Source organism: Streptomyces sp. NPDC019443, from assembly GCF_044389785.1.
GTDB lineage: Bacteria > Actinomycetota > Actinomycetes > Streptomycetales > Streptomycetaceae > Streptomyces.
Genome location: NZ_JBIRYJ010000014.1, coordinates 25,038 through 46,843 on the forward strand (window position 1 = coordinate 25,038; position 21,806 = coordinate 46,843).

At 69.4% G+C, this 21,806-nt stretch carries 20 protein-coding genes and 2 pseudogenes; 18 read left to right on the forward strand and 4 right to left on the reverse strand.

All coding sequences use genetic code 11. The annotated features are described in order from the left end of the window. Positions 1 to 175: 175 nt before the first annotated feature. The 15 genes from pgsA (at position 176) to ACH492_RS31425 (ending at position 15,836) form a co-directional block, all read left to right on the forward strand. Positions 176 to 841 carry a phosphatidylinositol phosphate synthase gene (pgsA, locus tag ACH492_RS31355; RefSeq protein ID WP_398991428.1) on the forward strand — a complete coding sequence of 222 codons (666 nt, stop codon included), beginning with the start codon at positions 176 to 178 and terminating at the stop codon, positions 839 to 841. Continuing rightward, positions 841 to 1,737: a phosphatidylinositol mannoside acyltransferase gene (locus tag ACH492_RS31360; RefSeq protein WP_398991431.1), complete on the forward strand. Its 897-nt coding sequence runs from the start codon at positions 841 to 843 to the stop codon at positions 1,735 to 1,737. The genes pgsA and ACH492_RS31360 overlap by 1 nt, the downstream gene beginning before the upstream one ends. Further along, the gene (locus ACH492_RS31365; RefSeq protein WP_398991433.1) at positions 1,734 to 2,894 is read left to right on the forward strand and encodes a glycosyltransferase family 4 protein; all 1,161 of its coding nucleotides are present in this window, start codon (positions 1,734 to 1,736) and stop codon (positions 2,892 to 2,894) included. The genes ACH492_RS31360 and ACH492_RS31365 overlap by 4 nt, the downstream gene beginning before the upstream one ends. 291 nt (positions 2,895 to 3,185) lie before the next feature. Then, positions 3,186 to 3,731, forward strand: a complete 546-nt coding sequence (locus ACH492_RS31370; RefSeq protein WP_398991435.1) for a hypothetical protein — start codon at positions 3,186 to 3,188, stop codon at positions 3,729 to 3,731. A 161-nt stretch (positions 3,732 to 3,892) separates the two neighbouring features. After that, the gene (gene pdxS / locus ACH492_RS31375) at positions 3,893 to 4,804 is read left to right on the forward strand and encodes a pyridoxal 5'-phosphate synthase lyase subunit PdxS (RefSeq protein ID WP_398991436.1); all 912 of its coding nucleotides are present in this window, start codon (positions 3,893 to 3,895) and stop codon (positions 4,802 to 4,804) included. After that, on the forward strand, positions 4,804 to 5,403 hold the full coding sequence (pdxT, locus tag ACH492_RS31380; protein WP_398991438.1) for a pyridoxal 5'-phosphate synthase glutaminase subunit PdxT: 600 nt from the start codon (positions 4,804 to 4,806) through the stop codon (positions 5,401 to 5,403). The genes pdxS and pdxT overlap by 1 nt, the downstream gene beginning before the upstream one ends. Positions 5,404 to 5,466: 63 nt before the next feature. Beyond that, on the forward strand, positions 5,467 to 6,219 hold the full coding sequence (locus ACH492_RS31385) for a YebC/PmpR family DNA-binding transcriptional regulator (RefSeq protein WP_398991440.1): 753 nt from the start codon (positions 5,467 to 5,469) through the stop codon (positions 6,217 to 6,219). Positions 6,220 to 6,431: 212 nt separating this feature from the next. After that, positions 6,432 to 6,962 (forward strand): crossover junction endodeoxyribonuclease RuvC, encoded by a 531-nt coding sequence (gene ruvC / locus ACH492_RS31390; protein ID WP_398991442.1) that lies wholly within the window; start codon positions 6,432 to 6,434, stop codon positions 6,960 to 6,962. Next, positions 6,959 to 7,582: a Holliday junction branch migration protein RuvA gene (ruvA, locus tag ACH492_RS31395; RefSeq protein ID WP_398991444.1), complete on the forward strand. Its 624-nt coding sequence runs from the start codon at positions 6,959 to 6,961 to the stop codon at positions 7,580 to 7,582. Before ruvC ends, ruvA begins: the two co-directional genes overlap by 4 nt. Positions 7,583 to 7,666: 84 nt before the next feature. Then, entirely contained in the window at positions 7,667 to 8,746 is a 1,080-nt protein-coding gene (ruvB, locus tag ACH492_RS31400) for a Holliday junction branch migration DNA helicase RuvB (RefSeq protein ID WP_398991446.1), read from the forward strand. A gap of 166 nt (positions 8,747 to 8,912) precedes the next feature. After that, positions 8,913 to 9,422 carry a preprotein translocase subunit YajC gene (gene yajC / locus ACH492_RS31405; protein WP_398991448.1) on the forward strand — a complete coding sequence of 170 codons (510 nt, stop codon included), beginning with the start codon at positions 8,913 to 8,915 and terminating at the stop codon, positions 9,420 to 9,422. Between the two features lie 146 nt (positions 9,423 to 9,568). Then, positions 9,569 to 11,326: a protein translocase subunit SecD gene (gene secD, locus ACH492_RS31410; RefSeq protein ID WP_398991450.1), complete on the forward strand. Its 1,758-nt coding sequence runs from the start codon at positions 9,569 to 9,571 to the stop codon at positions 11,324 to 11,326. Between the two features lies 1 nt (position 11,327). Beyond that, positions 11,328 to 12,425, forward strand: a complete 1,098-nt coding sequence (secF, locus tag ACH492_RS31415) for a protein translocase subunit SecF (protein ID WP_398991452.1) — start codon at positions 11,328 to 11,330, stop codon at positions 12,423 to 12,425. Further along, complete coding sequence (locus ACH492_RS31420; RefSeq protein ID WP_398991454.1) at positions 12,422 to 12,964, forward strand: adenine phosphoribosyltransferase; 543 nt, start codon at positions 12,422 to 12,424, stop codon at positions 12,962 to 12,964. The genes secF and ACH492_RS31420 overlap by 4 nt, the downstream gene beginning before the upstream one ends. Positions 12,965 to 13,235: 271 nt before the next feature. Next, the gene (locus ACH492_RS31425) at positions 13,236 to 15,836 is read left to right on the forward strand and encodes a RelA/SpoT family protein (RefSeq protein ID WP_398991456.1); all 2,601 of its coding nucleotides are present in this window, start codon (positions 13,236 to 13,238) and stop codon (positions 15,834 to 15,836) included. 82 nt (positions 15,837 to 15,918) lie between these two features. Here the strand turns inward: ACH492_RS31425 and ACH492_RS31430 are convergent, their stop codons facing one another. Continuing rightward, a complete protein-coding gene (locus tag ACH492_RS31430) occupies positions 15,919 to 17,148 on the reverse strand; it encodes a DUF349 domain-containing protein (protein WP_398991458.1) in 1,230 nt (409 codons plus the stop codon). 174 nt (positions 17,149 to 17,322) lie between these two features. Beyond that, positions 17,323 to 18,114, reverse strand: coding sequence for a peptidylprolyl isomerase (locus ACH492_RS31435; RefSeq protein WP_398991460.1), 792 nt, complete (start codon positions 18,112 to 18,114; stop codon positions 17,323 to 17,325). Positions 18,115 to 18,257: 143 nt separating this feature from the next. Between ACH492_RS31435 and ACH492_RS31440 the strand changes: the two genes are divergently transcribed. Further along, positions 18,258 to 18,965: an MBL fold metallo-hydrolase gene (locus ACH492_RS31440; protein WP_398991461.1), complete on the forward strand. Its 708-nt coding sequence runs from the start codon at positions 18,258 to 18,260 to the stop codon at positions 18,963 to 18,965. Positions 18,966 to 18,977: 12 nt separating this feature from the next. After that, entirely contained in the window at positions 18,978 to 20,240 is a 1,263-nt protein-coding gene (gene hisS / locus ACH492_RS31445; protein WP_398991463.1) for a histidine--tRNA ligase, read from the forward strand. A gap of 172 nt (positions 20,241 to 20,412) precedes the next feature. On the opposite strand, the pseudogene ACH492_RS31450 reads toward hisS, so the two are convergent. Both ACH492_RS31450 and ACH492_RS31455 read right to left on the reverse strand, forming a co-directional pair. Next, positions 20,413 to 20,580: pseudogene (locus ACH492_RS31450) on the reverse strand (LuxR C-terminal-related transcriptional regulator); the annotation flags it as partial. Beyond that, positions 20,564 to 21,016, reverse strand: a pseudogene (locus ACH492_RS31455) (ATP-binding cassette domain-containing protein); the annotation flags it as partial. The pseudogenes ACH492_RS31450 and ACH492_RS31455, both read right to left, overlap by 17 nt. A gap of 131 nt (positions 21,017 to 21,147) precedes the next feature. On the opposite strand from ACH492_RS31455, the gene ACH492_RS31460 reads away from it, so the two are divergent. Next, the gene (locus tag ACH492_RS31460; protein ID WP_398991465.1) at positions 21,148 to 21,780 is read left to right on the forward strand and encodes a vitamin K epoxide reductase family protein; all 633 of its coding nucleotides are present in this window, start codon (positions 21,148 to 21,150) and stop codon (positions 21,778 to 21,780) included. Positions 21,781 to 21,806 lie beyond the last annotated feature (26 nt).

Below are 21,806 nucleotides of genomic sequence, written 5' to 3' on the forward strand. Positions count from 1 at the left end.
GCTCCGGCGATGCCCGCGGTCGTCTTTCGAGCTTTCCACTCCCGTCACGGTGCGTCCATACGTCGTACGCGACGGCGGGAGGCGGGTGCGCGGCGCTGGAGCGCGTCGGTCCTGGCTACGATGGGCCAGCCGGTGGCCGATGGGGCCATGCGGCCCACCGACCCTCGGGAAGGCCATGCTGAACAAGTACGCGCGTGCATTCTTCACGCGTGTCCTCACACCGTTCGCCGCTTTTCTGCTCCGACGCGGGGTGAGTCCCGACGCGGTCACCCTCATGGGCACGGCCGGAGTGATGGCGGGTGCGCTGGTCTTCTTCCCCCGGGGAGAGTTCTTCTGGGGCACGATCGTCATCACGTTGTTCGTCTTCTCGGACCTCGTCGACGGCAATATGGCGCGGCAGGCGGGGATTTCAAGCCGCTGGGGCGCATTCCTGGACTCGACCCTCGACCGGGTCGCCGACAGCGCGATCTTCGCCGGTTTCGCCCTCTGGTACGCGGGCACCGGAAACGACAACGTGTTGTGTGCCGTCGCCATTTTCTGTCTGGCGAGCGGCCAGGTCGTGTCGTACACCAAGGCACGTGGCGAATCGATTGGCCTGCCGGTCGCGGTGAACGGTCTCGTCGAGCGGGCCGAGAGACTGGTGATCTCCCTGGTCGCCGCCGGACTCGCGGGACTGCATGCCTTCGGGGTTCCCGGGATCGACGTGCTGCTGCCGATCGCGCTGTGGATCGTGGCCGTCGGCAGCCTGGTGACACTTGGACAGCGGGTCGTGACGGTACGACGGGAGTCCGCGGAGGCCGATGCCGCCGCGGGGCAGGGGAACGAGGCTGAGGCGACGTGATGCGGGACCGGCTGACCGACGGGCTGTACGGACTCGGCTGGAGCACGGTCAAGAAGCTGCCGGAGCCGGTGGCGGCCGCGCTCGGCCGGTCCATCGCGGACATCGCGTGGAAGCGGCGCGGCAAGAGCGTGCTGCGGCTGGAGTCCAACCTCGCCCGGGTGGTGCCCGACGCGAGCCCGGAGCGTCTCGCCGAGCTGTCGAAGGCCGGCATGCGCTCCTACATGCGGTACTGGATGGAGTCCTTCCGGCTGCCCACATGGAGCGCCGAGCGCGTCGAGAAGAACGTGCAGATCAAGGGCGCCCACTATCTGAAGGACGGGCTCGCGGCGGGGCGCGGCGTGGTTCTCGCGCTGCCGCACCTGGCGAACTGGGACCTCGCGGGTGTCTGGGCCACCCGGATCCTGGGCATCCCTTTCACCACCGTCGCCGAACGCCTCAGGCCCGAAACGCTCTACGACCGGTTCGTGGCCTACCGCGAGAGCCTCGGCATGGAGGTGCTGCCGCACAGCGGCGGCGAGGCCTTCGGCACGCTGGCCCGGCGGCTGCGTTCCGGCGGCCTGGTCTGCCTGGTCGCCGACCGTGATCTGTCGGCCTCGGGCGTCGAGGTGAAGTACTTCGGGGAGACGGCCCGGATGCCGGCCGGACCGGCGCTGCTGGCCCAGCAGACCGGCGCGCTGCTGATGCCGGTGACGCTGTGGTACGACAAAGCTCCGCTCATGCGCGGGCGGATCCATGCACCGGTCGAGGTACCCGAGACAGGTACCCGGGCCGAGAAGGCGTCTTCCATGACACAGGCGCTGGCCGATGCCTTCGCCACGGGAATCACCGAGCATCCGGAGGACTGGCACATGCTGCAGCGGCTGTGGCTCGCCGACCTTGAGGAGCGGCCGCTGTGAAGATCGGCATCGTCTGCCCGTACTCCTGGGATGTACCGGGCGGCGTCCAATTCCACATCAGAGACCTTGCGGAGCATTTGATCCGGCTCGGCCACGAGGTGTCGGTCCTTGCGCCGGCGGACGACGAGACGCCGCTGCCGCCGTACGTCGTCTCGGCGGGCCGGGCCGTTCCGGTCCCGTACAACGGCTCGGTCGCCCGGCTCAACTTCGGCTTCCTGTCGGCCGCGCGGGTGCGGCGGTGGCTGCACGACGGCACGTTCGACGTGATCCACATCCATGAGCCGACCTCGCCGTCGCTGGGGCTGCTGGCCTGCTGGGCGGCGCAGGGGCCGATCGTCGCGACGTTCCACACGTCGAATCCGCGCTCCCGCGCGATGATCGCCGCGTATCCGATCCTGCAGCCCGCGCTGGAGAAGATCAGCGCCCGGATCGCGGTCAGCGAATACGCCCGCCGGACGCTCGTCGAGCACCTGGGCGGCGACGCGGTCGTCATCCCGAACGGCGTCGACGTCGGCTTCTTCGACAAGGCCGAGCCGAAGGCGGAGTGGCAGGGCAACACGATCGGCTTCATAGGGCGCATCGACGAGCCCCGCAAGGGTCTGCCTGTGCTGATGGCGGCCTTCCCGAAGATCGTCGAGGCCTGCCCGGACGTGCGGCTGCTGGTCGCGGGGCGCGGCGACGAGGAGGAGGCGGTCGCCTCGCTGCCGAAGGAGATGCGCTCGCGGGTCGAGTTCCTCGGCATGGTCAGCGACGAGGACAAGGCGCGGCTGCTGCGCAGCGTCGATGTGTACGTCGCACCCAACACCGGGGGTGAGAGCTTCGGCATCATCCTGGTCGAGGCGATGTCGGCGGGCGCGCCGGTGCTCGCCTCCGACCTGGACGCGTTCGCGCAGGTCCTGGACCAGGGCGCGGCGGGCGAGCTGTTCGCCAACGAGGACGCGGACGCGCTTGCGGCTGCGGCTGTACGGCTGCTGGGGGACCCGGAGAGGCGGGCGGAGCTGCGGGCGCGGGGGAGCGCGCATGTGCGGCGCTTCGACTGGTCGACGGTCGGGGCGGACATCCTGGCGGTGTACGAAACGGTGACGCACGGCGCGGCTGTGGTGGCGGCGGACGAGAGATCGGGATTCCGCTCGAGGTTCGGCCTGGCGCGCGACTGAGCTCGCGCCTTGGGGCCGGGATGCGCGCGAGCCCCGCGCCGCGGCTGGCCCTTTCCCCACCCCGCCCCTTCCCGTAACTGAGGGCGTTCCCCCAGCCCTCGTACGCCCTTCGGGCGTTGTCCTCAAACGCCGGACGGGCGAAATTCAGCCTCTCCGGGGCGGAGCCCCGAAATTAGGCCCCGTGGGGGTCCCCGGACGGAGTCTGGGGGAGATTGAGGAGCGGGGTCTGAGGCGGAGCCCCAGTGAAGGGGCGGGGTGGGTGCCGCCCCGCCCCCGGTAGCCTTGCCGCCCGTGACCGAAACCATCATCTGGATCGTCGTCGCCCTCGTCGCGATCGGCCTGTATCTGAGCTGGACCGCCGGCCGGCTCGACCGGCTGCACTCCCGTATCGACGCCGCCCGCGCCGCGCTCGACGCCCAACTCCTGCGCCGCGCCTCGGTCACCCAGGAACTAGCCACCTCCGGCGTGCTCGACCCGGCCGCGTCGATCGTGCTGTACGAGGCCGCCCACGCCGCCCGCCAGGCCGAGGAGGAGCAGCGCGAGGTCGCCGAGAGCGAGCTCAGCGCGGCGCTGCGGGCCGTCTTCGGGGAGCCGGCGCAGGTCGAGGCCGTACGCGAGGTGCCGGGCGGTGAGGAGGCCGCGGGCGAGCTCGCGCAGGCGGTGCGCCGGGTCCCGATGGCGCGCCGGTTCCACAACGACTCGGTGCGCGCGGCCCGCGCCCTGCGCCGCCACCGCAAGGTCCGCTGGTTCCGGCTGGCGGGGCACGCGCCCTTCCCGCTGGCCTTCGAGATGGACGACGAACCGCCGACCGCCCTCGCCGACCGCCCGGGCACCTGACCTTCGGTTCCTGACGCTCGGCACCTGACCTTCGGCTCCTGACGCCCGGTACCTGAGGGTTCAAAACGATCCACCGGCTGTTCATTGGCCCTTGCAGTGGACTGGTCCCCGGCTGTTCCATCGGGGACGCATCACAACGTCGTCATCGAGTGAGGTCATCCGTGTCCAGCACGCTCCCCACCCCGCAGGCCCCCGAGACCGGCACCGCGCGCGTCAAGCGCGGCATGGCCGAGCAGCTCAAGGGCGGTGTGATCATGGATGTGGTCAACGCCGAGCAGGCGAAGATCGCCGAGGACGCGGGCGCCGTGGCCGTCATGGCCCTGGAGCGGGTCCCCGCCGACATCCGCAAGGACGGCGGCGTGGCCCGGATGTCCGACCCGAACATGATCGAAGAGATCATCGACGCCGTCTCCATCCCGGTCATGGCCAAGTCCCGTATCGGCCACTTCGTCGAGGCCCAGGTCCTCCAGTCGCTGGGTGTCGACTACATCGACGAGTCCGAGGTGCTGACCCCGGCCGACGAGGTCAACCACAGCGACAAGTGGGCTTTCACGACTCCCTTCGTGTGCGGTGCCACCAACCTCGGTGAGGCGCTGCGCCGTATCGCCGAGGGCGCGGCCATGATCCGCTCCAAGGGCGAGGCCGGCACCGGCAACGTCGTCGAGGCCGTCCGTCACCTGCGCCAGATCAAGAACGAGATCGCCAAGTTGCGCGGCTTCGACAACAACGAGCTGTACGCCGCCGCCAAGGAGCTCCGCGCCCCGTACGAGATCGTCAAGGAGGTCTCCGAGCTCGGCAAGCTGCCGGTCGTCCTGTTCTCCGCCGGTGGTGTGGCCACCCCGGCCGACGCGGCGCTGATGCGCCAGCTCGGCGCCGAGGGTGTCTTCGTCGGCTCCGGCATCTTCAAGTCGGGCGACCCGGCCAAGCGCGCCGCGGCCATCGTGAAGGCCACCACCTTCTACGACGACCCCAAGATCATCGCGGACGCTTCCCGCAACCTCGGCGAGGCCATGGTCGGCATCAACTGCGACACCCTCCCCGAGACCGAGCGCTACGCGAACCGGGGCTGGTAATGACCACTCCCGGCACCCCTGTCATCGGGGTTCTCGCCCTGCAGGGCGATGTACGGGAGCACCTGATCGCCCTGGCCGCGGCTGACGCCGTGGCCAGGCCGGTCCGGCGCCCCGAGGAGCTCGCCGAGGTCGACGGCCTCGTCATCCCCGGCGGCGAGTCCACCACCATGTCCAAGCTCGCGGTGCTGTTCGGCATGATGGAGCCGCTGCGCGAGCGGATCGCGGCGGGCCTGCCCGTCTACGGAACCTGCGCCGGCCTGATCATGCTCGCCGACAAGATCCTCGACCCGCGCTCGGGCCAGGAGACGCTCGGCGGCATCGACATGATCGTCCGCCGCAATGCCTTCGGCCGGCAGAACGAGTCCTTCGAGGCGGCCGTCGAGGTCGCCGGAGTGACCGATGGACCGGTCGACGGCGTCTTCATCCGCGCCCCCTGGGTGGAGTCCGTGGGCGCCGAGGTCGAGGTGCTCGCCGAGCACGACGGCCATATCGTCGCCGTTGGGCAGGGCAATGCCCTGGCGACCTCCTTCCACCCGGAACTCACCGGCGACCACCGGGTGCACGGCCTCTTCGTGGACATGGTGCGCGCGGCCGGGTGACGTGATCCCGGTAGGATCTCTGCCGAACGCAGCAGTAGTGGGTTACGCGAAGGAGACAGGCAGATGTCCGGCCACTCTAAATGGGCTACGACGAAGCACAAGAAGGCCGTGATCGATGCCAAGCGCGGCAAGCTCTTCGCGAAGCTGATCAAGAACATCGAGGTCGCGGCCCGCACGGGCGGCGCCGACCCCGAGGGCAACCCGACGCTCGTCGACGCCATCCAGAAGGCGAAGAAGAGCTCCGTCCCCAACAAGAACATCGACTCCGCGGTCAAGCGCGGCGCCGGTCTTGAAGCAGGCGGTGTCGACTACCAGACGATCATGTACGAGGGTTACGGTCCGAACGGTGTGGCGGTGCTCATCGAGTGCCTCACCGACAACCGCAACCGCGCCGCCTCCGACGTACGTGTCGCGATGACCCGCAACGGCGGCTCGATGGCCGACCCGGGCTCCGTCTCCTACCTCTTCAACCGCAAGGGCGTCGTGATCGTCCCCAAGGGCGAGCTGACCGAGGACGACGTCCTTGGCGCGGTCCTTGACGCGGGTGCCGAAGAGGTCAACGACCTGGGTGAGTCGTACGAGGTCGTCAGCGAGGCCACCGACATGGTCGCGGTCCGCACCGCGCTCCAGGAGGCGGGCATCGACTACGACTCGGCCGAGGCCAACTTCCTTCCGACCATGCAGGTTGAGCTCGACGAAGAGGGCGCGCGCAAGATCTTCAAGCTGATCGACGCGCTCGAGGACAGCGACGACGTGCAGAACGTCTTCGCCAACTTCGACGTCTCGGACGAGGTCATGGAGAAGGTCGACGCCTGACCCCTTTTGCGGCTGAACCCCCTGGCGCTGGCGGGCTGGGGGGTGCCGCCAGCCGCTCTAGCGGAGTTGGTTGCTCGCCGCGGGGGTTGCTCAACTCATGGTTGCGCACGACAGCGGTCCACGGGCCGACGGGGCACACGCCCCGTCGGCCCATCGCTTTGTCACTGGCAGCCGATAGCCTGCACAAACAGGCGATTGAAGGAGGGGGCACGATGCGGGTACTGGGCGTGGACCCAGGGCTGACGCGGTGCGGCGTCGGCGTGGTCGAGGGCGTCGCGGGCCGTCCCCTGACCATGCTCGGCGTAGGTGTCGTACGGACCCCGGCGGACGCCGAGTTGGGCCCCCGGCTGGTCGCCATCGAGCAGGGCATGGAGCAGTGGCTGGACGAGCACCGGCCCGAAGTCGTCGCGGTGGAGCGGGTGTTCAGCCAGCACAATGTGCGTACGGTCATGGGCACCGCCCAGGCCAGCGCGATCGCCATGCTCTGCGCCTCCCGCCGGGGCATCCCCGTCGCCCTGCACACCCCGAGCGAGGTCAAGGCCGCCGTCACGGGCAGCGGCCGGGCCGACAAGGCACAGGTCGGGGCGATGGTCACCCGGCTGCTGCGGCTCGATGCCCCGCCCAGGCCGGCCGACGCGGCGGACGCCCTCGCCCTCGCCATCTGTCACATCTGGCGCGCCCCCGCGCAAAACCGCCTCCAGCAAGCCGTCGCCCTGCACGCATCGAAAGGCCGTACCGCATGATCGCCTTTGTGAGCGGCCCGGTCGCCGCCCTCGCCCCCACGACCGCTGTCATCGAGGTCGGCGGCGTCGGTATGGCCGTCCAGTGCACGCCGAACACCCTCTCCGAGCTCCGTATCGGCAAGGAGGCCAAGCTCGCCACCTCCCTGGTCGTACGGGAGGACTCGCTCACGCTCTACGGCTTCGCGGACGACGACGAGCGCCAGGTCTTCGAGCTGCTGCAGACCGCGAGCGGCGTCGGGCCCCGCCTGGCCCAGGCCATGGTCGCCGTACACACCCCGGACGCCCTGCGCGTCGCCGTCGCTACCGGCGACGAGAAGGCGCTGACCGCCGTCCCGGGCATCGGCAAGAAGGGCGCGCAGAAGCTGCTGCTCGAGCTGAAGGACCGGCTCGGCGAACCGGTCGGCGCGCACATCGGCAGGCAGGGCAAGGGCACAGCGGCCGCAGCCCCGATGACCTGGCGCGATCAGCTGCACGCCGCGCTGATCGGCCTCGGCTATGCCACCCGTGAGGCCGACGAGGCGGTCGCTGCGGTCGCGCCACAGGCCGAGGCCGCCGAGAGCACACCGAATGTGGGCCAGCTCCTCAAGGCCGCCCTCCAGACTCTGAACCGCACCCGCTGACCCTGCGCCCCCTCTGACCGCCTGACCGCCTGACCGCCTGACTGCCTGACCGCTCCGACCGCCGAACTCGCGAGGCAATCGACTGTGAACTGGGACGACACCGCACCGCCGACCGACGACATCGCCGCCGAGCGGCTCGTCGGCGGGTCAGCCGACGGAGAGGACCAGGCCGTCGAGGCGGCGCTGCGGCCGAAGTCGCTGGACGAGTTCGTCGGCCAGGAGCGGGTCCGCGAGCAGCTGGACCTTGTCCTGAAAGCGGCCCTCGCGCGCGGCGCCACCGCCGACCACGTCCTGCTCTCCGGGGCCCCCGGCCTCGGCAAGACCACCCTCTCCATGATCATCGCGGCGGAGATGAACGCCCCGATCCGCATCACCTCGGGCCCCGCCATCCAGCACGCAGGCGACCTGGCCGCGATCCTCTCCTCCCTCCAGGAGGGCGAGGTGCTCTTTCTCGACGAGATCCACCGGATGTCCCGGCCCGCCGAGGAGATGCTCTACATGGCCATGGAGGACTTCCGGGTCGACGTGATCGTCGGCAAGGGCCCGGGGGCCACCGCCATCCCGCTCGAGCTCCCTCCGTTCACCCTGGTCGGCGCCACCACCAGGGCCGGGCTGCTGCCGCCCCCGCTGCGCGACCGCTTCGGCTTCACCGCGCACATGGAGTTCTACGACCCCGCCGAGCTGGAGCGCGTCATCCACCGCTCCGCCCAGCTCCTCGATGTCGACATAGAGGCCGACGGCGCCGCCGAGATCGCCGGCCGCTCCCGCGGCACGCCCCGTATCGCCAACCGTCTGCTGCGCCGCGTCCGCGACTACGCCCAGGTCAAGCTGGACGGCCTGATCACCCGCGAGGTGGCCGCCGCGGCTCTGAAGGTGTACGAGGTCGACGCCCGCGGACTCGACCGCCTCGACCGTGCCGTGCTCCAGGCGCTGCTGGGGCTGTTCGGCGGCGGCCCGGTGGGTCTGTCCACGCTCGCGGTGGCCGTCGGGGAGGAGCGCGAGACGGTCGAGGAGGTGGCCGAGCCCTTCCTGGTACGGGAGGGACTGCTGGCCCGGACCCCCCGTGGCAGGGTCGCCACCCCTGCCGCCTGGGCCCACCTCGGACTCGTACCGCCGCAGCAGGCCCCCGGCGCAAGGGGACAACAGGGGCTGTTCGGGACGTGACGGCGCGGAGTGTCGCCGGGCCAGGAACCACGGTGGGATGCTGGGCGTTGTTCCAATGATGCGGACTCGCTTAGACTCCGCCGATGCCGCCCCTACAGGTCGGCGTACCCACCCCCGTAGATAAGGCCGCCTCGTCAGTGCGGTCGTGCGAAGGAAGTTCCGTCCCGTGAGTCTCGTGACCCTCCTCCCCTTCATTGTGCTCATCGGGGCCATGTTCCTGATGACCCGGTCGGCCAAGAAGAAGCAGCAGCAGGCCGCCCAGATGCGTGACCAGATGCAGCCGGGCACCGGCGTCCGGACGATCGGAGGCATGTACGCCACCGTCAAGGAGCTTCACGACGACACCGTCCTCCTTGAGGTGGCTCCCGGCGTCCACGCCGTCTACGCCAAGAACTCCATCGGCGCGGTCCTCGACGACGAGGAGTACAACCGCATCGTGCACGGCGACGGCCACCTCAAGGTCGACGGCCCCGTCGTGCCGGACGACGCTTCCTCGCTGACCGAGACCGCCGACTCCTCGGACGAAGCCAAGATCGACCTGGGCAAGAAGCCCGAGGCTCCCGCGGCCGACGACGCCGAGCCGAAGGGCGACGCCGAGTCCAAGGACGACGTCGAGCCGAAGGACGACGTCGAGCCCAAGGACGGCAAGGCCGACGGCGAGACCGACGCGAAGTAGCCATGCGAGGGGACCGCAGGGGCGCTCACCGGCGCCCGGCGGTCCCTCGGTCGTGTTGATTTCTGCGGGGGCAGGTCCCCACAACACTTCGTGGCCGCTTCGGCGCACACCCGGCGCGGGGCGGTTGGACAGGGAGAAACGAGAAGGTGGCAGCACCGAATAGGGGCCGGAGGCCCGCGGGGGCTCAGAGCAGGCCGGGGCGCGCCCTGGTACTGATTCTGATCGCCATGGTCGCGCTCACAGGCGGGATGTTCTGGGCGGGTCAGCTCAAGCCGCGTCTGGGCATCGACCTGGCGGGCGGTACAACCATCACGCTCAAGGCAAAGAACCAGCCCGGCCAAGAGAACGCCGTCAACCCGACCAACATGAACACCGCGGTCGGCATCATCGAGCGCCGCGTCAACGGTCTGGGCGTCTCCGAGGCCGAGGTCCAGACTCAGGGCGATGACAACATCATTGTCAACATCCCCAAGGGAACGAATTCCCAGCAGGCCCGAGAGCAGGTCGGCACCACCGCCCAGCTCTTCTTCCGGCCCGTGCTGACCGTCGCCCCAGGCGGCCCCACCTCTCCGAAGCCCTCCCCGAGCCCCTCGGCGTCGGACAAGGCCACGGACAAGGCCAAGGACGGCAAGCAGACGGCCACCCCGCCGTCCGGCACCCCTTCGCCGACTGCGACGACGCAGGGCCGCGCGGTGACCGACGCCCTGAAGGCGCCGACGCCCACGCCGACCGCCTCCGGGTCGGGCAAGCCGAAGCCCTCCGGGACCCCGAAGCCGACCCCTCCGGTCGACGCAGCGGCCACCGAGAAGCTGCAGAAGGCGTTCCTGGCCCTCGACTGCACGAACAAGAAGGCCCGCGTCGCGGCCGGTGAGAACGTCAAGCCCAGCGAGCCGACCGTCGGCTGCGGCCAGAACTCGGACGGCGCGTGGGAGAAGTACCTCCTCGGTCCCGCCGAGGTCGACGGCAAGGACGTCGACGACGCCAAGGGCCAGCTGGACCAGCAGCGTGGCATGTGGATCGTCACGATGGACTTCACCAGCAGCGGTGCCAAGAAGTTCCAGAAGATCACCAGCAGGCTCTCGCAGCAGCAGCCCCCGATGAACCAGTTCGCCATCGTCCTCGACGGCGAAGTGGTCTCCGCGCCCTCGGTCCGCACAGCGCTGAGCGCCAACGCCGAGATCTCCGGAAACTTCACCCAGGAGTCCGCGCAGGACCTGGGCAACATCCTGTCGTACGGCGCGCTCCCGCTCTCCTTCGAGGAGCAGAGCGTCACCACCGTCACGGCCGCGCTCGGCGGCGAGCAGCTCAAGGCGGGTCTGATCGCCGGTGCGATCGGCCTCGCGCTGGTCATCATCTATCTGGTGGCGTACTACCGCGGCCTGGCTCTGATCGCGATTCTCAGCCTCATGGTCTCCGCGATCCTGACGTACACGATCATGGCGCTGCTCGGCCCGGCCATCGGCTTCGCGCTGAACCTGCCGGCGGTCTGTGGTGCGATCGTCGCGATCGGCATCACAGCCGACTCGTTCATCGTGTACTTCGAACGCATCCGGGACGAGATCCGCGAGGGCCGTACGCTGCGGCCCGCCGTCGAGCGTGCCTGGCCGCGTGCCCGGCGCACCATCCTGGTCTCCGACTTCGTGTCGTTCCTCGCCGCCGCGGTGCTGTTCATCGTCACCGTCGGCAAGGTCCAGGGCTTCGCGTTCACGCTGGGTCTGACCACCCTGCTCGACGTCGTCGTGGTGTTCCTCTTCACCAAGCCGGTGATGACGCTCCTCGCCCGCAAGAGGTTCTTCGCGAACGGCCACCCGTGGTCCGGACTGGACCCGAAGCGGCTCGGCGCCAAGCCCCCGCTGCGCCGCTCCCGCCGCGCCTCCGCCCCCACCGACCCGAAGGAGGCGTGAGATGTCGCGACTCGGCAATCTCGGCGCCCGGCTCTACCGCGGCGAGGTCGGCTACGACTTCATCGGCAAGCGGAAGATCTGGTACGGCCTCTCGATCCTGATCACCATCACCGCCATCGTCGGCCTGGCGGTGCAAGGCCTGAACATGGGCATCGAGTTCAAGGGCGGTGCCGTCTTCAACACCCCGAAGACGAGCGCCTCGGTCTCCCAGGCACAGAACGCCGCGGAGGAGGCCTCCGGTCACCCCGCGATCGTCCAGAAGCTCGGCAACGGCGGACTGCGCATCCAGGTCAGCGAGCTCGACACCCAGCAGGCCGACAAGGTCAAGACCGAGCTCTCCGAGAGCCTCAAGGTCGACTCGGAGAAGATCAACGCCGAGCTCGTCGGACCCAGTTGGGGCGAGCAGATCGCCAACAAGGCATGGACCGGCCTCGGGATCTTCATGATCCTCGTCGTGATCTATCTCGCGATCGCGTTCGAGTGGCGCATGGCGGTCGCGGCCCTGATCGCCCTGATCCACGACATCACGATCACCGTCGGTGTGTACGCGCTGGTCGGTTTCGAGGTCACGCCGGGCACCGTGATCGGTCTGCTCACGATCCTCGGTTACTCGCTCTACGACACGGTCGTCGTCTTCGACTCCCTCAAGGAGGGCTCGAAGGACATCACCAAGCAGACCCGCTGGACCTACAGCGACGTCGCCAACCGCAGCATCAACAGCACCCTGGTGCGTTCCATCAACACCACGGTTGTCGCGCTGCTGCCGGTGGCGGGCCTGCTGTTCATCGGTGGCGGTGTCCTGGGCGCCGGCATGCTGAACGACATCTCGCTGTCGCTGTTCGTCGGTCTGGCGGCCGGTGCGTACTCCTCGATCTTCATCGCCACTCCGCTCGTCGCCGACCTCAAGGAGCGCGAGCCGCAGATGAAGGCCCTGAAGAAGCGGGTGCTCGCCAAGCGCGCGGCGGCCGCCGCGAAGGGCGAGCCGGCGGACGACTCCGGTCAGCCGCAGGACGTGGTGACGGACGACGCCGCGACGGCGGGCGCCGTCGTGGGCCCGCGTGGCCGCGGCCGCGGTCGCCCCTCGGGCAGGCGCCGATGACGGTCGGCACGCAGGAGCTGCTGCTCAGCCGTATCCGGGACGTCGCCGACTATCCGAAGCCGGGGGTGATGTTCAAGGACATCACGCCCCTGCTCGCGGACCCGGAGGCCTTCGGGGCCCTCACCGACGTGCTCGCCGGGCTGTGCGCGCGCCATGAGGCCACGAAGATCGTCGGTCTGGAGGCGCGCGGCTTCATCCTGGGCGCTCCGGTCGCCGTCCGCGCCGGGCTCGGCTTCATTCCCGTACGCAAGGCGGGCAAGCTCCCCGGAGCGACGCTCTCGCAGGCGTACGAGCTGGAGTACGGCCAAGCCGAGATCGAGGTGCACGCCGAGGACCTGCGGGCGGGCGACCGCATCATGGTCATCGACGATGTACTTGCCACCGGAGGCACCGCCGAGGCGTCGCTGGAGCTGATCCGTCGCGCCGGAGCCGATGTCGCGGGCGTCGCGGTCCTGATGGAGCTCGGCTTCCTCGGCGGCCGGGCGCGCCTGGAGCCGGCGCTGCGCGGGGCCCCGCTGGAGGCTCTGATAACGCTCTGACGCCACGCGTCGTTGTACCGATGGGCGCCCCCGGGAATCTTCCCGGGGGCGCCCGTCGTTCTGTCCGGCTGCCTGTCCGGCTGCGATCACACGGCGCCCCGTCCGCTGCGATCGGACGATCGCGCGCAGTGACCAAAGGGCGTCCGGAGAGGCTCGTGTGTCTCACCTGTCATGTCCGGACCCACGGCCTCATGAGCACCGGGACGCCGAGGTCGATACCATGGCTTCTCCGGACCTGACCGGGGAACCCGGAACCGCACGAGGAGCGCTCTTGCCAGACGAGGCCCACCGCGCCGCCGCGCAGCCCGACCAGATGGCCGAAAAGGCCGCGGCAGCCCCTGTCACGCCCGAGAAGAGGCCGGCCGAGAAGCCGAAGCCGGCTGCGCCCGAGCGTAGCGAGATGGGGGTCCCCCCGGCCGAAGTCCCCCAGCTACCGCTGGGAGGTGCCTCCAGGGGGAGTGCGAACGGTGCGGCCCCGGAGCGTGCGAAGGGTGCGGCCCCCGTCTCCGCTCCCACTCCCGCCCCTACTCCTGCTCCCACGCCCGCCCCCCGGCCCACGCCCACGGCCGTGCCCAGGACCGGCGGCTCGTCGAACCGTGTGCGCGCCCGCCTCGCCCGCCTCGGCGTCCAGCGCTCCTCGCCGTACAACCCCGTACTGGAGCCGCTGCTGCGGATAGTGCGCAGCAACGACCCCAAGATCGAGACCTCCACGCTCCGCCAGATCGAGCGCGCCTACCAGGTCGCCGAACGCTGGCACCGCGGCCAGAAGCGCAAGAGCGGCGACCCGTACATCACGCACCCGCTCGCCGTCACCACCATCCTCGCCGAGCTCGGCATGGACCCGGCGACCCTGATGGCCGGGCTGCTGCACGACACCGTCGAGGACACCGAGTACGGCCTGGACACCCTGCGCCGCGACTTCGGCGACCAGGTCGCCCTCCTCGTCGACGGCGTCACCAAGCTGGACAAGGTCAAGTTCGGCGAGGCCGCGCAGGCCGAGACCGTACGCAAGATGGTCGTCGCCATGGCCAAGGACCCGCGCGTCCTGGTCATCAAGCTCGCCGACCGGCTGCACAACATGCGCACCATGCGCTATCTCAAGCGGGAGAAGCAGGAGAAGAAGGCCCGCGAGACCCTTGAGATCTACGCGCCGCTGGCCCACCGGCTGGGCATGAACACCATCAAGTGGGAGCTGGAGGACCTCGCCTTCGCGATCCTCTACCCCAAGATGTACGACGAGATCGTGCGGCTCGTCGCCGAGCGCGCGCCCAAGCGCGACGAGTATCTGGCCATAGTGACCGACGAGGTCCAGTCCGATCTGCGCGCCGCCCGTATCAAGGCCACCGTCACCGGACGGCCCAAGCACTACTACAGCGTCTATCAGAAGATGATCGTCCGCGGCCGCGACTTCGCGGAGATCTACGACCTGGTGGGCATCCGCGTCCTCGTCGACACCGTCCGCGACTGCTACGCGGCGCTCGGCACCGTCCATGCGCGATGGAATCCGGTCCCCGGCCGGTTCAAGGACTACATCGCGATGCCCAAGTTCAACATGTACCAGTCGCTGCACACCACGGTGATCGGTCCCAACGGCAAGCCCGTCGAGCTGCAGATCCGCACCTTCGACATGCATCGCCGCGCCGAGTACGGCATCGCAGCGCACTGGAAGTACAAGCAGGAGCCCTCTGCCGGCGCCTCCAAGGTGCGTACGGACGTGCCGAAGCGGGCCGGCAAGGACGATGCCGTCAATGACATGGCGTGGCTGCGCCAGCTGCTGGACTGGCAGAAGGAGACCGAGGACCCCAGCGAGTTCCTGGAGTCCCTGCGCTTCGACCTCTCCCGCAACGAGGTCTTCGTCTTCACGCCGAAGGGCGACGTCATAGCGCTTCCGGCAGGCGCGACGCCCGTCGACTTCGCGTACGCCGTCCATACGGAAGTCGGCCACCGGACCATAGGGGCGCGGGTCAACGGGCGGCTCGTACCGCTCGAATCGACCCTCGACAACGGCGACCTGGTGGAGGTTTTCACCTCCAAGGCCGAGGGCGCGGGCCCCTCGCGCGACTGGCTGGGCTTCGTCAAGTCGCCCCGGGCACGCAACAAGATCCGCGCCTGGTTCTCCAAGGAGCGTCGCGACGAGGCGATCGAACAGGGCAAGGACGCCATCGCGCGGGCGATGCGCAAACAGAACCTGCCGATCCAGCGCATCCTCACCGGGGACTCGCTCGTCACGCTCGCGCACGAGATGCGCTACCCCGACATCTCGTCCCTGTACGCGGCGATCGGCGAGGGCCATGTGGCCGCGCAGGGCGTCGTCCAGAAACTGGTGCAGGCCCTCGGCGGCGAGGAGGCGGCCAACGAGGACATCGCTGAGAGCGCACCGCCCGCGCGCGGCCGCAAGCGGCGTGCCAACGCCGACCCCGGCGTGGTCGTCAAGGGCGTCGAGGACGTCTGGGTCAAGCTCGCCCGCTGTTGTACGCCCGTCCCCGGCGACCCCATCATCGGCTTTGTCACGCGCGGCAGTGGCGTATCGGTTCACCGCGCGGACTGCGTGAACGTCGACTCGCTCTCGCAGCAGCCGGAACGCATCCTCGACGTCGAGTGGGCCCCGACCCAGTCCTCGGTCTTCCTGGTCGCCATCCAGGTCGAGGCGCTCGACCGGTCCAGGCTCCTCTCGGACGTCACGCGCGTGCTGTCCGACCAGCACGTCAACATCCTCTCGGCGGCCGTCCAGACCTCCCGCGACCGGGTGGCCACCTCGCGCTTCACCTTCGAGATGGGCGACCCGAAGCACCTCGGGCACGTACTGAAGGCGGTACGGGGCGTGGAGGGCGTCTACGACGTGTACCGGGTGACCTCGGCGCGCCGCCCGTAGCCGACGGAGGACGCGCCGCCCGCGGCGGACGTACGAAAGGGCCCCCTGTACGCGACGTACAGGGGGCCCTTTCACGTGGCTGTCAACCGCCGAACTCCTCAAGGCCCTTCAGCGCCTGATCGAGCAGTGCCTGCCGGCCCTCGAGCTCCTTGGCGAGCTTGTCCGCCTTGGCGTTGTTGCCCGCCGCGCGCGCGGCGTCGATCTGCCCGCGCAGCTTGTCCACGGCCGCCTGCAGCTGGCCCGTCAGACCCTCGGCACGCGCACGCGCCTCCGGGTTCGTCCGGCGCCACTCGTTCTCCTCGGACTCCTGCAGCGCCCGCTCCACCGCATGCATCCGGCCCTCGACCTTGGGACGCGCGTCCCGCGGCACATGGCCGATGGCCTCCCAGCGCTCGTTGATCGAACGGAAGGCGGCGCGCGCCGCCTTCAGATCCGTCACCGGCACCAGCTTCTCGGCCTCGGCGGCGAGCTCCTCCTTGAGCTTGAGGTTCTCGCCCTGCTCGGCGTCGCGCTCCGCGAAAACGCCGCTGCGCGCGGCGAAGAAGACGTCCTGAGCACCGCGGAAACGGTTCCACAGATCGTCCTCGGCCTCGCGCTGGGCACGGCCCGCGGCCTTCCACTCCGCCATCAGCTCGCGGTAGCGGGCGGCCGTCGTGCCCCAGTCGGTGGAGCCGGAGAGCGACTCGGCCTCGGCAACCAGCTTCTCCTTGGCCTTACGGGCCTCCTCGCGCTGCGCGTCCAGCGAGGCGAAGTGCGCCTTGCGGCGCTTGGAGAACGCCGAGCGGGCGTGCGAGAAGCGGTGCCACAGCTCGTCGTCGGACTTCCGGTCGAGCCGGGGAAGGCCCTTCCACGTGTCCACCAGCGCCCGCAGCCGCTCACCGGCCGCCCGCCACTGCTCGCTCTGCGCCAGGCCCTCGGCCTCGGTGACCAGGGCCTCCTTGGCGTGCCGCGCCTCGTCGTTCTGCTTCGCCTTCTGGACCTTGCGCTCCTCGCGGCGCTTCTCGACCGTCGCGACAAGCGCGTCGAGGCGCTTGCCCAGCGCGTCGAGGTCACCCACGGCGTGATGCTCGTCCACCTGCTGGCGCAGATGGTCGATGGCGGTCTGGGCGTCCTTGGCCGAGAGATCGGTGGTCTTCACCCGCCGCTCGAGGAGGCCGATCTCGACCACCAAGCCCTCGTACTTGCGCTCGAAATAGGCCAGAGCCTCCTCGGGAGAACCGGCCTGCCACGATCCGACGACCTTCTCGCCATCGGCAGTACGCACGTACACGGTGCCCGTCTCATCGACACGGCCCCACGGGTCGCTGCTCACAGCGCCTCCTCCACCTGATGCCTGCGAGGGGGTTCGCCCCCCGGGCATCGTCCACAGTTCCTGGACGGGCCTCGCCCGCCTTCCACAGCGCGAATCGAGGCCCGCGCTGCACAACGCCAATCTAGGCGACCGGCTGCCCGGCTGTCCGCACTCAGCACGGCCGAATTCCCCCGCTCACACCTTCGGTACGGCCGCCTTCTCAATGGTGACGGCCTTCTTCGGAGCCCCGTCCTGCGCCCCGCCCGAGACGCCGCCCTTCGCCACGCCCTCGACGACCTTCAGGCCCGCCGCGTCCATGGTTCCGAACGGCGTGTAGCCGGGCGGCAGCTTGGTGGCCTTGTAGACGAGGAAGAACTGGCTGCCGCCGGAGTGCGGCTGACCGGTATTGGCCATCGCCACGGTCCCGGCCGGATACGTCACGGTGCCGTCGGCGCCCGCCTTGCCCAGCGCGGTCAGATTCTCGTCGGGGATCGTGTAGCCGGGCCCGCCGGTGCCGTCGCCCTTCGGGTCGCCGCACTGCAGCACGAAGATGCCCTGCGTGGTCAGCCGGTGGCACTTCGTGCCGTTGAAGAAGCCCTTGTCCGCCAGAGACTTGAAGGAGTTCACGGTGCGCGGAGTCTTCGCCGCGTCCATCGCGATCTTGATGTCGCCGTGGTTCGTCGTCAGCGCCATCGAGTACTTCGCCTTCTTGTCGATCGACATGGCGGGCTCGGGCGCGGTGCTCTCGCTCTGGGACGGCGTGGCGCTGGGGGACTGGCTGTCGCCCGCCACCGAGCCGTCGGCCTTGTCCCCGTCGGACAGGCCGACCGAGGCATAGGCCGCGGCGCCCGCGGCGAGCACCACGGCGAGCGCGCCCGCGATGATCGTGTTCCGCTGCTTCCTCTTACGTGACTGCTGCCGACGCTGCTGCTGGCGCTCGAACTTCTCCCTGGCGAGCTGCCGCCGCCGCTGATCGCTGCTGACCACCGGGTCTTCTCCTTGTACGTCGTACGGCCGAGTGTGCCCCGTACCGTATACGGGTTGGCTGTGGGACGAGCAGCGCCGGTAGGCTCTGATCTGCTGCAATTCGATGCAGCAATTCCCTCTCGACGACCACACAGAGGACGATCGTGCTTATTGCCGGGTTCCCCGCCGGGGCCTGGGGGACCAACTGTTACCTGGTCGCCCCTGCCGCAGGCGAGGAGTGCGTGATCATCGACCCGGGCCACCAGGCCACCGAAGGCGTCGAGGAAGCGCTCAAGAAGCATCGGCTCAAGCCCGTCGCCGTCGTCCTCACCCATGGCCACATCGACCACGTCGCCTCCGTCGTTCCGGTGTGCGGAGCCCATGACGTACCGGCATGGATCCACCCCGCCGACCGGTACATGATGAGCGACCCGGAGAAGGCGCTGGGCCTGTCGATCGGGATGCCGCTGATGGGCGAGCTGACCGTGGGGGAGCCGGACGACGTCAAGGAACTGACCGACGGCGCCGAGCTGCGCCTCGCCGGTCTCGACTTCTCGGTCGCCCATGCGCCCGGCCATACGAAGGGGTCGGTGACCTTCCGGATGCCCGAGTCCGCGGACGTGCCGTCCGTGTTCTTCTCGGGCGACCTGCTGTTCGCCGGCTCCATCGGACGCACGGACCTGCCCGGTGGCGACATGGCCGAGATGCTCGAGTCGCTGGCGCGTGTGTGCCTGCCGCTCGACGACTCGACCGTGGTGCTGTCCGGCCACGGCCCCCAGACGACCATCGGCCGCGAGCGCGCCGCCAATCCGTATCTACGCGATGTGGCCGCCGGCCTCGGGAGCGTCGAAGCTCCCCGACGAGGAATGTGACGAGAGTTTCCCGTGAGCACCTTTCAGGCCCCCAAGGGCACGTACGACCTGATCCCGCCGGCGTCCGCGAAGTACCTGGCGGTGCGCGATGCGATCTCCGCGCCGCTGAAGAACTCCGGCTACGGCTACATCGAGACGCCCGGCTTCGAGAACGTCGAGCTGTTCTCGCGCGGCGTCGGCGAGTCCACCGACATCGTCTCCAAGGAGATGTACGCCTTTGAGACCAAGGGCGGCGACAAGCTCGCGCTGCGCCCCGAAGGCACCGCGTCCGTGCTCCGCGCGGCGCTGGAGGCCAACCTCCACAAGGCCGGCAATCTGCCGGTCAAGCTCTGGTACTCGGGCTCGTACTACCGCTACGAGCGTCCGCAGAAGGGCCGCTACAGGCACTTCTCGCAGGTCGGCGCCGAGGCGATCGGCGCGGAGGACCCCGCCCTCGACGCCGAGCTGATCATCCTGGCCGACCAGGCGTACCGCTCGCTCGGGCTGCGCCAGTTCCGCATCCTGCTGAACTCCCTGGGCGACAAGGAGTGCCGCCCTGTCTACCGGGACGCGCTGCGGGGCTTTCTGCGCGGCCTCGAGCTGGACGACGACACCCGGCGCCGGGTCGAGATCAACCCGCTGCGGGTTCTCGACGACAAGCGCCCTGAGGTCCAGAAGCAGCTGGCGGGCGCGCCGATGCTGCGCGACTACCTGTGCGACGCCTGCAAGGCGTACCACGAGGAAGTTCGTGAGCTGCTGACCGCGGCGGGCGTCGCGTACGAGGACGACGAGAAGCTGGTGCGCGGCCTCGACTACTACACCCGTACCACCTTCGAGTTCGTCCACGACGGTCTCGGCTCGCAGTCCGCGGTGGGCGGCGGCGGCCGCTACGACGGCCTCTCCGAGATGATCGGCGGCCCGGCGCTGCCGTCGGTCGGCTGGGCGCTCGGCGTGGACCGCACGGTCCTAGCGCTGGAGGCGGAGGGCATCGAGCTCGAACTCCCCGCCACGACAAGCGTGTTCGCGGTGCCGCTGGGCGAGGAGGCGAGGCGTGTGCTGTTCGGCGTGGTCACCGAGCTGCGCCGGGCGGGGGTCGCCGCCGATTTCAGCTACGGCGGCAAGGGCCTCAAGGGCGCGATGAAGAGCGCGAACCGTTCGGGGGCGCGGTACGCGATTGTGGCCGGTGAGCGCGACCTCGCCGAAGGCGTCGTCCAGCTCAAGGACATGGAGTCCGGCGAGCAGTCGCCGGTGGCGCTGACGGACGTGGTGACCGCGATCCGCGAACGCCTGGCCTGACGTCCATTCCGGGGGCGCTGCCCCCGGACCCCCGCTCCTCAATCGCCGGAGGGGTGCAAATGCAGCCCGTCCGGCGATTGAGGACAACGCCCGAAGGGCATTCTGGGGCGGAGCCCCAGTTCGGGCAGGGACGGGAGAAGCCCACCGCAGGCGCGCCCGCCCCCGCCCCCCGTCAAAGCAACCCCTCCTGCATCGCGCTCGTCACCGCCGCCGTGCGGTCGTCCACCCCCGGCTTTCCGAAGACACGCAGCAGATGCGTCTTCACCGTCGACTCGCCGATGTACAGCCGCCGCCCGATCTCCGCGTTCGTGCACCCCTCCGCAACCAGCCGCAGCACCGCCCACCACGTCCAGCCGACGCCGCTGCCCGCCGGAGAGCGCCTTGATCCGGCTCGTCGCCTTCTTCTCCGGACCCACCAGTACGATGACCTCTTCGGGGTCACGCGGATTCGGGTAGTAGCGGGAGAAATGGGACACCATCTCGCGCACCGTCAACTCCGCGGGCGCGGATTCGTCCTGCCAGACGATGCCGATCCGGGACCGACAGAGGCGGTTTCCGGTCGCGGGATCCGCTCCCAGGACGGTCACTTCGCCCGCGTCCCCGGTGCGATGCCCCTGAAGGATCTCCACGGTGTTGCTCTTGCCCGCTCCGTTGGGGCCGAGAATGCCGAAGACCTCTCCCCGGCGGATGCCCAGGTCGAGATCGTCCACCGCTGTCACTTCGCCGTACCGCTTGCGAGGTCCGCGTACGTTCACCGCGAGTTCTGTCACGGCCATCAGCCTGCTTGCGGGCTGAGTCCGGCGGGACGACCGTCCGTACATCCTTATGTCCATCGAACGGTGGACACGGGTGCGGGTGCGGCAGAATGACCGTGCCAAAGCAGGCTACTGAGCGATGGAACGGCGATATGACGACTGCAGCAGTGGACGACGTCTCCTCCGAGCGCGACAACGGCTCCAAGGGCGCGATCGGCGGCAGTCGTGGCTTCGCGTGGCTTCTGGTGATCACGGGTGCGGCCGGGCTGCTGGCTTCGTTGGTCATCACGATCGACAAGTTCAAGCTGCTCGAGGACCCGTCCTTCACGCCGGGGTGCAGTCTGAATCCGGTGGTGTCCTGCGGGAACATCATGAAGAGCGAGCAGGCGTCGGCGTTCGGGTTCCCGAATCCGATGCTCGGGCTTGTCACGTACGCGATGGTGATCGCCATCGGTGTCGCTCTTCTTGCGGGTGCGCGTTACAGGCGCTGGTACTGGCTCGGCCTCAACGCCGGCACCCTCTTCGGCGTCGGCTTCTGCACCTGGCTCCAGTACCAGTCGCTGTACAACATCAACGCGCTCTGCCTGTGGTGCTCGCTGGCCTGGGTCGCCACCATCGTGATGTTCTGCTACGTCACCCTGCACAACATCAAGCACCGGATCATCAAGGTCCCCGAAGGCCTGCGCAAGGGGCTGCTGGAGTTCCACTGGATGCCGCCGGTGCTGTGGACCGGCATCATCGGGATGCTCATCCTGACCCGCTGGTGGGACTTCTGGACCGGCTGACAGGCCCCGAGGGCGTTGTCAGTGCT

Excerpts from the sequence above, each read along its gene's own strand:
- ACH492_RS31385 (WP_398991440.1), top strand. The coding sequence starts at position 5,467 with ATGTCCGGCCACTCTAAATGGGCTACGACGAAGCACAAGAAGGCCGTG.
- pdxT (WP_398991438.1), top strand. The coding sequence starts at position 4,804 with ATGACCACTCCCGGCACCCCTGTCATCGGGGTTCTCGCCCTGCAGGGC.
- ACH492_RS31360 (WP_398991431.1), top strand. The coding sequence starts at position 841 with ATGCGGGACCGGCTGACCGACGGGCTGTACGGACTCGGCTGGAGCACG.
- ruvC (WP_398991442.1), top strand. The coding sequence starts at position 6,432 with ATGCGGGTACTGGGCGTGGACCCAGGGCTGACGCGGTGCGGCGTCGGC.
- secF (WP_398991452.1), top strand. The coding sequence starts at position 11,328 with ATGTCGCGACTCGGCAATCTCGGCGCCCGGCTCTACCGCGGCGAGGTC.
- ACH492_RS31460 (WP_398991465.1), top strand. The coding sequence starts at position 21,148 with ATGACGACTGCAGCAGTGGACGACGTCTCCTCCGAGCGCGACAACGGC.
- ruvA (WP_398991444.1), top strand. The coding sequence starts at position 6,959 with ATGATCGCCTTTGTGAGCGGCCCGGTCGCCGCCCTCGCCCCCACGACC.
- ACH492_RS31420 (WP_398991454.1), top strand. The coding sequence starts at position 12,422 with ATGACGGTCGGCACGCAGGAGCTGCTGCTCAGCCGTATCCGGGACGTC.
- pgsA (WP_398991428.1), top strand. The coding sequence starts at position 176 with ATGCTGAACAAGTACGCGCGTGCATTCTTCACGCGTGTCCTCACACCG.